The sequence below is a fragment of the Pseudoalteromonas mucoides genome (assembly GCF_049257175.1).
Taxonomy (GTDB): Bacteria; Pseudomonadota; Gammaproteobacteria; order Enterobacterales; family Alteromonadaceae; genus Pseudoalteromonas.
Genome location: NZ_JBMMUC010000001.1, coordinates 415,724 through 427,957 on the forward strand (window position 1 = coordinate 415,724; position 12,234 = coordinate 427,957).

Consider the following 12,234-nt stretch of genomic DNA (forward strand, 5'->3'; position numbering starts at 1 on the left):
TTGTGTATGGTTAATAACCGAGGCTGTAACAGCGTTTAATTTGATTATTAGTTATTAACTTACAGTGCCTTAGCTTAACTTTCTTTTTTTGTGTTAAATCCATGCAACCTATGAATTAGTAAAATGTTACACTGGGATATTGATTATTGTATACAATATACCTATTATATCAAGTCTAAACATCAATCAGGTAATAAAAATGACAGTAAATTGGCAAGGAGTCTCCCCAGTGATAACGACTCTGTTCAATGCAAATAACGCCATGAATTTTGCATCAACAGTGAATGATGAAGTTAATAATGAAGGCGTTCACAGCATTATTGAACGGGCTTCGGCAGAGGACACAATAGCTGTCACCTCGCTTTATAATGAAGCGACGGCAAGCCGTTTTGGTTTAACAAAATTTAAATGGGACTAAGTTATGCTCAAAGGGACCTTTTTTTGTATTGACGGCCATACCTGTGGTAACCCAGTTAGGCTCATAACCAGTGGTCATCCGCAATTGAGCGGGTTGAGCATGAGTGAGAAGCGCCAAGACTTTTTGCAAAATCACGATTGGATACGCCAAGCGCTCATGTTTGAGCCTCGTGGTCACGATATGATGTCGGGCGGGTTTTTATATCCACCCACCACAGAAGATGGCGATGCAGCTATATTATTTGTGGAAACATCTGGGTGCTTACCTATGTGTGGACACGGCACAATGGGCATTGTTACTTTTGCTTTGGAACATGGCTTATTACATGCAAAAGTGCCGGGTACTTTGCTGCTAGACACGCCAGCCGGACGTGTACAGATTAACTACGAAATGACTGATGGCAAAGTGCAGTGGGTAAAAATTTATAATGTTCCAGCCTATTTAGCGCACGAATCGATAGTTATTGATATACCTGAGCTGGGCGAGCTTAAAGTAGACATTGCCTATGGAGGTAACTTTTACATTATTGTTGAACCGCAGGGTAATTATAAAGGCATTGAACACTTAACAGCAGGGCAAGTTTTAAAGTATAGCCCGCAGGTACGAGATGCGATAAACGCCAAAGTTCAATGTACGCACCCGCTTGATCCAACCGTTCAAGGTGCTAGTCATGTTTTATGGACAGGCACACCTAAAAATACCAATTCAGATGCAGCCAATGCTGTTTTTTATGGCGACAAAGCCATTGACCGTTCGCCATGTGGAACAGGTACTAGTGCCCGAATGGCACAGTTATTTACCAAAGGGCAATTGGCTCAAGGGCAGAGTTTTATTCACGAGAGCTATATTGGCAGCCAGTTTATTGGTTGTATTGAACAAGTAACAGAAATAGCAGGCATACCAGCCATATTACCAAGCATACAAGGCTGGTCTAGAGTGACGGGCACAAGCGCGATCACTGTGGATGACGATGACCCATATGCATTTGGGTTTCAAGTAATTTAATGAGGAGCAAAGCATGACATTATCAGGACAAAGTTTAGTAGCAGGGCAATGGCTCGGTCATTCAGCAAATGGTGAATTTCAAGCATTTTCCCCTGCACGCAATGAACCACTACCAACGCGCTTTTTTAATCTAAGTACGGTTGAATTAAACGGTGCAATAGAGGCCGCACAATCGGCGTTTTATGAGTACCGTAAAACCAGCTTTGCACAACGTGCAGATTTTTTAACGTGCATTGCAGAGCAAATATTAGCGCTTGGCGATGAGCTACTTGAACAAACACAGCAAGAAACTAACCTACCGCTTGCGCGCTTACAGGGTGAGCGCATGCGCACCGTAAATCAACTTAAAGCGTTTGCTAGTGCATTACGTGAAAATCCAGACTCACCTTTGGGTTTAAAAGTAGTGGATGAAGCCGATGCCACAAGAGCGCCTTTGCCAAAGCCACACACTGAGCTTAACTATTTACCACTAGGTCCGGTGGCTGTATTTGGCGCATCTAACTTCCCTTATGCTTTTTCTACACTAGGTGGCGATACTGCCGCAGCGCTTGCTGCAGGTTGCCCAGTGATTGTAAAAAATCACACAGCGCACCCTGGCACGGGTGAACTAATGGCACGTGCAGCGCTTGCAGCTATTAAAGAATGTGCGATGCCGCTAGGCGTGTTTGCTATGGTGCAAAGTAAAGCGTACGACATGTCGCATCAATTAGTTGCTGCGCCGGCAATTAAAGCGGTTGGTTTTACCGGCTCATTTAATGTGGCAAGTAAACTACAAGCAACGATTGCCAAGCGTGAAGAGCCCATTCCATTTTATGGCGAATTAGGCAGTATTAACCCACAAGTTATTTTGCCCAATAAAGCGATTGAAAACAGCAAAGAAATCGCACAGTCACTTTGCCAGTCAATGTTGATGGGCAACGGGCAGTTTTGTACCAGTCCTGGGCTTTGGTTAGTGCCAACGGGGTGTGATGAACTTGAAGCACACATTACTGCATGTATTAATGATGCACCATCAGACACCTTGCTTACCCCTGGGATTGTTAAAACGTTTAAACAACAAGTCGAAGAGCGCAGCCAATTTGCTCAAGTAAGCGTGTTGGGCAAAGGTAAGCTTGAGCATGCGTTTCATGCTAATGCGCATGTCTTCGCGTGTAATGCCGATGATTATTTAACAACCCCAGCTTTGCATGAAGAAGTGTTTGGCCCTGCGGCATTGGTTGTGCGCTACGACAGTGAACAACAGCTCATGACATTGATAAATAAACTCCAAGGGCAGCTTACTGCCAGTGTTCATGGTACTGAGGCTGATTTAAATAAAGCTGATAGTGTTATTGAAGCACTGCAATACAAAGTAGGCCGCTTGATTAAAAATCAGATGCCAACAGGTGTAGAAGTATGTGGTTCAATGAACCACGGTGGGCCATTCCCAAGCTCAACGGACGTGCGCAGCACTTCTGTGGGCACAAATGCAATGTTGCGATTTATGAGGCCAATTTGCTACCAAGCATAAGTTTTATAGGCGGGATTGTAAAATTGCACTTTCCCGCTTACCCTTATTTATAGGGGGCTTAAGCAGATTCTAACTTGGCATATGAGTGAACTTGAGTATAATGTATTTTAAATGCAATATAATGCCAATCGCCTTAAATATTTAACCATTCTAGCGAGCTAAATAAAGCGCTAACTGCGTTTAACCTGTCGCTATAAATGGTCAGTAACTTTACACGATTGGTATAAGAGGATCATCATGGCTATCGAACACAAAACCCGCACCCAACTAGTCGCAGAAGCAATTCGTGAAAAAATATTAACCGGTGAGATCAAAGCTGGTGATCCGCTGCGTCAAGCCGCACTCGCTGCTGAGCTTAATGTAAGTCGCATACCTGTGCGTGAGGCACTGCTTCAGCTTGAAGCTGAAGGTCTTGTTAATTTTGAAGCGCACAAAGGAGCCACGGCAACAGAGCTTTCAGCATCACAAATTGATGAAATTTTTGATTTAAGAGCATTACTTGAAGCCGAGCTGTTAAGCCACTCAATTGAGGGGTTAACAGATCAAGACTTAATTGATGCTGAGCTTATCTTAACTGAACTTGAAAGCGCCATGGATGCAGGTGATACTCACCTAGCAACAGGCGACTTAAATAGCCGTTTTCATGGCAAACTATACAGCCGCGCCCAACGCCCACAAACTCGTGAGCTAGTTGATATGTATAGTAAAAACTCAGAACGCTATGTACGCATGCACATTTTACTAGCTGGTGGTTTAACCACCGCGCCCGAAGAGCACCGTATATTATTAAATCACTGTCGCGCAAAAGAGACCAAAAAAGCCTGTGACTTTTTGAAAAAACATATCTTAGGCGCTAAAAACGACATTAAAAAGCTATTACTTAAAATAGAAGACGAAAAAAGGTAGTTTTTCGTAAACTATTGCTAGCACATTCATATAATGTGCTTTAACACGTTAAATTTATTTGACAAAAATATACGGCTGTTCTTTTTACCTGTTTTATAATCTAGAGAATGGACTAATCACGCCATTTGCACCTTGTTGTAAAACATGCGTATATATCTGAGTTGTTCGCACATCACTATGGCCTAGTTGCGCTTGAACCGTTCTAATATCAGCACCACTTTGTAGTAAATGTGTTGCAAAAGAATGGCGTAAGGTATGCGGAGTAACGTGTTTATTAATTTGTGCATCACAAGCTGCTTTTTTAACCGCGCGCTGTAATTGTTTTTCATCTATATGATGTCTTCTCAATTGCTTACTTTGGGGATCAATGCTGAGTTTATAGGATGAAAATAAATACTGCCAGCCCAGTTGTTTGTTATGATTTGGATATTTTTTACGTAATAAATGTGGCATAAACACGCCACAAAATAGCGGGTTATTTAGGTCTAACTGTAAATAACTCTCTACTAATTGAATTTGTGTCCGTATTTGCGGTATGAGCTCAGTTGCAAGCGTTACAACACGGTTTTTTCCTCCTTTTCCATCCCAAATACGGATGCAGTTATAGTCAAAATCAATATCCTGCACACGCAAACGCAGTACTTCCATTAGCCGCATTCCACTGCCATAGAGAAGCCCACAAGGTAAATAATGTTTTGCAGAGCACACTTTAAAAAAAAGGTTTACTTCTTGCTGTGTTAAAACGACGGGGAGTTTAGTTGCTCGTTTGCTCTTGATAAAATCTAAGGATAGCGATAGTGGCTTTTTAATTACCTCCTTAAATAAAAAGCTTAACGCATTTAAAGCTTGCGTTTGCGTATTAGGTGCAACATTTTGTTGGTTAACTAGATGATTAAAAAAAGCTCTACTTCATTATCTCCCATTGTTGTTGGGTGTCGCATAGAATTAAAGCGAATAAATGCAGCTATCCAGTATAAGTAAGCTTTAATGGTACTTTTAGCATAGCGCTTTAAATACATTTGTTCCGAAATCATAGTTAAAAAAGGTGACTTCATAGGATGAATCTCCAAAAATATATTACTGTATACATAGACAGTTGTTTGTATTTTGTCCAATATTACTGATCTCTACCATTTTGGGGTATTTTTGCACTTGTAAAAAGTTAGACAAAGTTCACTAATTGTTTACAGGTGTTTATTTGAGGGCTAAGATAAATGCATTGTAATATATGGACATTTGTCGGTTTATAAAACGACAAATGTCATAGACAAAATTGTTAGGCATTCAAATGGAGTAAATTGAATGAGTAGTAAAAAGTCAAAGATATCACTTCCTGATCCATTCCCAGTAAATTATTTGAGAGCCCTAAATTTTGGTAGTGCTGATGGGCATCGAGATAATGTTGCATTAGAAGCTTTTATCGTAACCTCGTCTGTTAGGCAGTTTTTCTTAAATCAACATTCGATTGTTGTAGGGGCGATAGGAACTGGGAAAAGTACTCTTTTCAGATTGCTAAAGTCACATTCTCAAGATATAGAAGCTTATAAAGAAGACTTAATAGTTAGTCTTGAAGAAGCGCTGTCATTTAATGAACTGAATTCGTTCGTAAAAGAGTATTATCAAGGGAAAGAGGAAAAGACTCTTTATCAGCTTCTATGGAAATTTAACGCACTTTCCAAGATCGCGATATCAATATCTCAGATGGATGGCTTTCCAGCAAACGACTATGAAAAAGACATTAACAAATTCCTAACTGATTCAAACAGTGCTGATAGTTATACAGATATAATTACCAAAGTAAAAGCATTGGTCTCGAATGCAACAATAAAATTAGAAGCAAATATTGCTGATAACCCAATCTCTTTTGAGGCAGGGTTAGGAGATAAAAATAATGCAGAACAGAAAAAAATAAACTTAGAAGAAGTTCAAAGAGCTATTTCTAAAGCAATCAAGGAGCGCGGTTTCCGCAAAGTCACAGTGATCATTGATAAAATTGATAAGTTTGTTGCTGGTGTCGAATATCGAACTCAGCGGGAATTTATAAGTGCTTTATTAGATGTGGATGATGATCTTGCATCAGATGAACATATCAACTTAAAAGTATTTCTAAGAGCTGACCTGTTTGAACGTTTAGACTTTTCATCATTAGGTTACGATAAGGTTACCGATAACGTAGTGTTTCTAAAATGGAGTAAGGATGAGACATTGAGGTTTCTAGCAACGAGAATATTGACCGCTCTAAAAAATTCGAAAATAGCCCACCCTGAACAATTATTACAAGCAACAGATCTGACTGAATTTGATTTAAGCAAAAGGGAAAAGCTTCTGCTGAACCCTAAAGTTCCAAAATTTGTTAAGGCATGGTTCAGTAAAAAAGAAAAAGTAGAGAGAAATACAAGCCTTTATGAAAAATGTGACAAGGCTATAATTACCAAGCTCTTTCCTAGGGACTCACTACATTATTGTGTTGAAAAGCAAGATCATATTGAAATATCTACTTTTGACTTTCTAAGTGGCCATTTTTTAGATGGTAATAATGTTTGCACACCTAGGTATATGCTTATTTTTCTTAAGGAAGTAGTAAATAAAGTTGCGTCTTATTATGAAGAAAATCCAGATCAAGTCTCGGAGCTTGTTCTTGTTAATAAAGACTGGGAGTGGGATTTGTTTAAGAAAAATTGCGTTTACGAAGCATATGTTTCAGCGAAAAACACCTACGTAAAAAATGTAGGTACACTTGAAAGCAAATGGACTAAAAACTTTGAGGTTTTCTTAGCTAAAAAAGGCAACAAAACTAAGTTTGATTATAAATGGTTAAGAGGAAATATTCCTGATATCAGCGAAAAGGATGCTGTTGATTTTATTTCCTTTTTACAGGTGATTGGCTTTTTAAAAATCTCTGAAGCTCATCCAGACGTAAAAAAGAGGGGTTATGAATTACCAATTTTATACAAAGTATCCCCAATGCCTAACAAGGCCATTAAGAACGGACAATTAACAGTTGGCTAAGTTAAGTTCCACTTCACATTTTAGCCAACTATTAACTTGCCGCTTATGGCGGCGTTGGTATGACTCTCATGGATTATCTTGTTCTTTTAGGTTTTGGAATTGCTGGATTGTATATATGGTTTGCTCCAACAGAGAAGCTGTTAAAAAATGATTATGGTTTAGCCAAAATATATTATTGGAGAGCCAAGGATAAGGATGTTGGTTTAAAAAAAGCTAGAGAGTATTACATTAGGCTAGGTAAAATTTTTGTTTTCGTGTCAATTACTGGTCTATTAATGAAATTAATCTTTAGTTTGTTGTAGCCTGCAACATAACACATATGAGCCTTAACTCTGTCAATAGGCAATAGTGTTCTTTTTGACCGTTTTTAAAAATTGACGGTCAATTCTAAACCAATAAACAAATTCGTTTACTTCGTCTGTCGATGCGGCTGTTAAGCAAGTTGCTTACGGCAAACACATATAGGGTGCGTTACGCAGTAATCTCTTATTGCGATCTCATCGCAGCCAGGTTTTTCCCATATCCTTTTGGGGTTGCTGGGGAGAGAATAAACAGAATAAACAAGACACTCATTATAAAGTTTGTATTTCGCCAATTTTTCACTAATGTTTAATTAGTATGAAAAATAAACAGGGTGAAATATGGCTACTGCAAGAAAACGTCAAGTAAGTTTGGCAGATACAAAGTACTATCACTGTATTTCACGTTGCGTTCGGCGTGCTTTTTTATGTGGTGAAGATCATTTTACTGGCCAATCCTACGAACACCGCAGAGGCTGGGTTGAAGATAAGTTATTAGAGTTAGCCAAGGTATTTTGTATTGATGTGTGTGCTTATGCCGTAATGAGTAACCACAGCCATTTAGTACTCTATGTTGATGATAAAAAAGCAAACAGGTTGAATGACAAAGCAATTGTTATGCGCTGGCATAAACTGTGTAAAGGCACCTTGCTAACGCAGAAATACGTACAAGGTGAAAAACTAAGTAAATCAGAACTCATCTTTTTTAATCAAACGGTCAAACAGTATCGCGAACGCTTATCAAACATTAGCTGGTTTATGCGGTTGCTAAATGAAGATATAGCGCGAAGAGCGAATAAAGAAGATAACTGCACAGGCCGATTTTGGGAAGGACGTTTTAAATCACAAGCACTCCTAGATGAAGCAGCGCTAGCAGCTTGTATGGCCTATGTAGACTTAAACCCCATTAGAGCGAAAATGGCTAATACCCCAGAAGAGTCTGAGCATACCAGTGTTCAAAAACGTTTAACAAGCGCGACAGAAGGTAAGCAACCTAAACAGTTACTTCGCTTTGCAGGTATATCGCGTCAAATAATGCCAAAAGGCTTGCCGTTTGAGCTTAAATCGTACCTTGAGCTTGTTGAATTAACGGGACGAATAATACGAGAGGATAAACACGGAAATATTGATAATTCGTGTCTTCCGCTAATAGAAAGGTTAAACATATCCCCAGAAAACTGGTTAAAACTAACCACTCAATTTACACGTGTGTTTCATGGTGCTGTTGGCAGGGCATCATCACACGAAAGTTACCGTGAAAACCTCAACCGCAAACGGCGAACAAACATGAGTAACTGTGAAAAGTTATTCGGATAGAGCGAAATCCCCATAAGAAGTACTTTCACTGCATAACGCAGGTATTTTCATGTCTGTTATTTAAGTTTTACAACTAAATTTACTTATTTTGAAACATAAGCTAGTTTCACAAAGTGATATGTGCGTACATTCAGCATTTAAATTTTAATTTTGTAGTGCTATTTGAATAATTTAAAGTGGGTGTCAATGTAGTTAGGTGAATGTAGTTAATTTAATAGTCAAAATCAATATCCTGCACACGCAAACGCAGTACTTCCATTAGCCGCATTCCACTGCCATAGAGAAGCCCACAAGGTAAATAATGTTTTGCAGAGCACACTTTAAAAAAAAGGTTTATTTCTTGCTGTGTTAAAACGACGGGGAGTTTAGTTGCTCGTTTGCTCTTGATAAAATCTAAGGATAGCGATAGTGGCTTTTTAATGACCTCCTTAAATAAAAAGCTTAACGCATTTAAAGCTTGCGTTTGCGTATTAGGTGCAACATTTTGTTGGTTAACTAGATGATTTAAAAAAAGCTCTACTTCATTATCTCCCATTGTTGTTGGGTGTCGCATAGAATTAAAGCGAATAAATGCAGCTATCCAGTATAAGTAAGCTTTAATGGTACTTTTAGCATAGCGCTTTAAATACATTTGTTCCGAAATCATAGTTAAAAAAGGTGACTTCATAGGATGAATCTCCAAAAATAAATTACTGTGTATATAGACAGTTGTTTGTGTTTTGTCCAATATTACTGTTCTCTACCGTTTTGGGGTATTTTTACACTTGTAAAAAGTTAGACAACGTTTACTAATTGTTTACAGGTGTTTATTTGAGGGCTAAGATAAATGCATTGTAATATATGGGCATTTGTCGGTTTATAAAACGACAAATGTCATAGACAAAATTGTTAGCAGTATTATGGAGTTCAATTTAACTGTATGCGAAATAAAGCAGGGAAAGAGTTTAGTGATCCTTATAAAAGTAATCTTCCTAAATATATTCATGTCATAAAAGTATATTTACAATTCATAATAGGTCTTCTTCTTATATGTGTTCTTGGCTTTAAAGGCTTATGTGAAATTTTGGAAACAACTCATTTGTTGGATTATTTTCCAGAAACAGCAGTTGTGACTCATATATTAGGCGTAGATACATTTAGTTATATAGCAAATACATTAGCAATATCGGCAGGTATAGAACTTGGGTATATGCTTTTTACAAATGGACCTGATGAAGCGATAGAACCATTAATGCTTGGTGTTACCTCTGCCGCATTTTATACTCTTTCAGCAAATTTTGGTGGTAGCTGGGTTTTAGGTATCTATGCTCTTAGTATTTTAGTTCTCATGTATTGCTTAAAAAAATACAAGGACTGGGGGTTAGATCATGAAGATGAAGAACCTGAAAAAATTAGTACATCAGCGAGTTACTCTGTGAGTGTAAAAACAGAGTCTGAAGGTTCTTTTTCCGTTGATGTTGAAGATACTACTAATCGGGTAGCCGGAGGTCTCTAACCTCCAGCCCCCACACCACCCATCATGCGCTTTTTATTAACAGGAAGTGCAATGGGCGGTTCATCTCCCGTAATGAATATTGATCCAAATATCTCTCAATGACACTAAACCTTGTGACGCTAAGTAGTCATTGCCTAGCGCAATGTTAATTCCTTTTGTTTTTGAGCTTCTACAAGGGCCTTTACTGGTGATACCACATGCTATGAAACCTCTAAACGCGCAGTGCCTCATATCCTCTTTAAGAAAATGAAGATTGCTGGCACATTAAATTCTATGACTTTAAACGTAAAACATCGGCGAATTAGCATCTCTAATACACGCCGATGTTTATAACTTATTAAAGTAATTACATTACTAATAAGGCATTAAACCTTAGTCTGCTTTACGGTTAATACTAAATAAGCAAATTGCTAAAAGTAATGTCGCAATCATGCCTGATGCACCAGCAACGCCTGATGGTAGAAATCCATCACGGCCAAAGGTAATTAAAATACCATTGGCTAACATTGCAGCTGCGCCTGCTAGGGCTGTAAGGCCGCCAATTGCTTTGCCGCCTTTAGCGATAAAAGACAGGCCAAATACAAGTGCTGCTAATCCTAACAATAATTTAGCTGCGTAGTAAATCATGAATGATAGAGACACCACGCCACCAATTAAAGGTTGTGCGCCTTCTACTGTGCCTGCAACTTTACCAAATGTTGAAAACAATGTAAGGCCAACGCTTACCTGGACTATGTTTAGGACTGCACTGAACGCGATTGCCGACCATCCTAATTGAGCGTTTTTTGCTTGCACCATAGCTGTGCCTGCAAAGGCAACCAATAAAGTAAATACCAGTGCTTCTAGCCCCCAAGCAACCTGCCTTGAAAAGCTAATTTCAGCACTGTAAAGGACTGAATAAATACCCTGTGATATTGCTAATAGCAACAATAACGATGCTGTAATTAGGGTGGTGCGTTTATGTGTAAATTCCATTATAGACCTCTTTTGATTTTATATTTGACGCTTTCAACAGTTGTTGCGGATTTAAATGTATCAAACTGCTTAGTTTCTGTATTTAAATAGCGTTTATTGCTGTAGGTATAAGACAGGTAAAGCGAGTTAATTATTTCACTTAAACCTATAAAAGAATTAATTAATAACAAACACGCTCAAGCTGAAGTTTTTAATTACCCTTAACTTTTCAAAGCCGCTTTGGTTAAGCCATGTGTGCCTATAAAACACGGCGTTTTATAACCGTTTAGTGAATTGACTTTAAATTACTAAACGGGTGTTAATTTTGAGTTTGTAGTGAAATGGCTTATTACTTACTTCGTTAAGATAAAAACCTGAAATTAGACCAGTCACTTAACGTAATGATTGTTTGCTTGGTAGGGGGCGCAATATAGATTAAGCCTACAATGACAACTATTGATGCCAACGTAATTAATTTATTATCGAAGTCGGCTATTTTTAACGCAGTGCCAAAAGAGCGTTTAATGGTGACATTATTTAAATCGACACTGTAAACTTCATCCAGTAATAAATGAATTAACCCGCCAAATAAAATAAAACCGCCCGCTAACCAGGCAAAAGTGGCTGCCTGAGCTGTTGATTGGTCATTAAGCTTCCATGTTACTTGTGTTGTTAATAATGCGCATAGCACTAAAAATAGTAAAGAGTGGCAACTACCTCTATGCACTGTGATCCGTTCAAAAATGGGTCTAATTATGTATTTCATAAATCCGTACACTAATAACGGCACTACAATTAATTCAACAAAGCTAATTGTAATAATGAGCTCGGTTGTTATGTAATGCAGCACCAGTAATACAGCGCTGAGTGCAAATAAGTTAAAAATAGTATCGAGTGATGTGGAGTTATCTGAATCTATGTCGGGTAATAAGCCGCCAATAGAACCTAAAAACCATAACCAAAGTGCGCCGCTTAAATCAACATGGCCTGCAGATAATAAAGTGGCTGAACCTAAACCGGTGACGATGACGGCAGTATTTAGATGAGTATTGAAATTTGCCATTGTATCTCTTGATAGAAAAATAGGTTGGCATTCTAGCAATCAAAAACTTAATTGTTCAATGTACTTTAAATAATTAAAGCGGCTGCCTTGTTTGATTTAGTGGAGAATTTTAGTCCGCTTAGCAAAGCAATCATAGGTAGTGTTCAAAAATCTGTGTCATTTCAGTAAACTGATAAAAACAGGAATGACACATGACAAATCAATTCAACTTCGAAGATGCAGTTAAGGCACTTCAAGCAGGTAAAAAACTTAATGGTA

General features: G+C 38.4%; 10 protein-coding genes and 2 pseudogenes. 8 read left to right on the top strand and 4 right to left on the bottom strand.

Annotated features, from left to right (window positions below):
* Positions 1 to 199 precede the first annotated feature (199 nt).
* The 4 genes from AAEU30_RS01725 to AAEU30_RS01740 all read left to right on the top strand — a co-directional run bounded on the left by AAEU30_RS01725 (position 200) and on the right by AAEU30_RS01740 (position 3,839).
* Positions 200 to 418, top strand: coding sequence for a hypothetical protein (locus AAEU30_RS01725; RefSeq protein ID WP_421959017.1), 219 nt, complete (start codon positions 200 to 202; stop codon positions 416 to 418).
* A gap of 3 nt (positions 419 to 421) precedes the next feature.
* Positions 422 to 1,423, top strand: a complete 1,002-nt coding sequence (locus tag AAEU30_RS01730) for a 4-hydroxyproline epimerase (protein WP_421959018.1) — start codon at positions 422 to 424, stop codon at positions 1,421 to 1,423.
* A 13-nt stretch (positions 1,424 to 1,436) separates the two neighbouring features.
* Positions 1,437 to 2,933, top strand: a complete 1,497-nt coding sequence (locus tag AAEU30_RS01735) for an aldehyde dehydrogenase (NADP(+)) (RefSeq protein ID WP_421959019.1) — start codon at positions 1,437 to 1,439, stop codon at positions 2,931 to 2,933.
* Between the two features lie 237 nt (positions 2,934 to 3,170).
* Positions 3,171 to 3,839: a GntR family transcriptional regulator gene (locus AAEU30_RS01740; RefSeq protein WP_087533216.1), complete on the top strand. Its 669-nt coding sequence runs from the start codon at positions 3,171 to 3,173 to the stop codon at positions 3,837 to 3,839.
* 93 nt (positions 3,840 to 3,932) lie between these two features.
* On the opposite strand, the pseudogene AAEU30_RS01745 reads toward AAEU30_RS01740, so the two are convergent.
* A pseudogene (locus AAEU30_RS01745) lies at positions 3,933 to 4,894 on the bottom strand (integron integrase).
* A gap of 247 nt (positions 4,895 to 5,141) precedes the next feature.
* On the opposite strand from AAEU30_RS01745, the gene AAEU30_RS01750 reads away from it, so the two are divergent.
* From AAEU30_RS01750 to AAEU30_RS01760, 3 genes are all read left to right on the top strand, one after another.
* Positions 5,142 to 6,848, top strand: coding sequence for a P-loop ATPase, Sll1717 family (locus AAEU30_RS01750; RefSeq protein WP_421959020.1), 1,707 nt, complete (start codon positions 5,142 to 5,144; stop codon positions 6,846 to 6,848).
* A 68-nt stretch (positions 6,849 to 6,916) separates the two neighbouring features.
* Complete coding sequence (locus AAEU30_RS01755; RefSeq protein WP_421959021.1) at positions 6,917 to 7,150, top strand: hypothetical protein; 234 nt, start codon at positions 6,917 to 6,919, stop codon at positions 7,148 to 7,150.
* A gap of 339 nt (positions 7,151 to 7,489) precedes the next feature.
* Positions 7,490 to 8,464 (top strand): transposase, encoded by a 975-nt coding sequence (locus AAEU30_RS01760; RefSeq protein ID WP_421959022.1) that lies wholly within the window; start codon positions 7,490 to 7,492, stop codon positions 8,462 to 8,464.
* Between the two features lie 214 nt (positions 8,465 to 8,678).
* Here the strand turns inward: AAEU30_RS01760 and AAEU30_RS01765 are convergent.
* A pseudogene (locus AAEU30_RS01765) lies at positions 8,679 to 9,131 on the bottom strand (phage integrase N-terminal SAM-like domain-containing protein); the annotation flags it as partial.
* A gap of 252 nt (positions 9,132 to 9,383) precedes the next feature.
* On the opposite strand from AAEU30_RS01765, the gene AAEU30_RS01770 reads away from it, so the two are divergent.
* Positions 9,384 to 9,959, top strand: a complete 576-nt coding sequence (locus AAEU30_RS01770) for a hypothetical protein (RefSeq protein ID WP_421959023.1) — start codon at positions 9,384 to 9,386, stop codon at positions 9,957 to 9,959.
* 372 nt (positions 9,960 to 10,331) lie between these two features.
* Here the strand turns inward: AAEU30_RS01770 and AAEU30_RS01775 are convergent, their stop codons facing one another.
* The gene (locus AAEU30_RS01775; protein ID WP_421959024.1) at positions 10,332 to 10,934 is read right to left on the bottom strand and encodes a thiamine biosynthesis protein ThiC; all 603 of its coding nucleotides are present in this window, start codon (positions 10,932 to 10,934) and stop codon (positions 10,332 to 10,334) included.
* 340 nt (positions 10,935 to 11,274) lie between these two features.
* A complete protein-coding gene (locus AAEU30_RS01780) occupies positions 11,275 to 11,976 on the bottom strand; it encodes a metal-dependent hydrolase (RefSeq protein ID WP_421959025.1) in 702 nt (233 codons plus the stop codon).
* Positions 11,977 to 12,234: the final 258 nt, after the last annotated feature.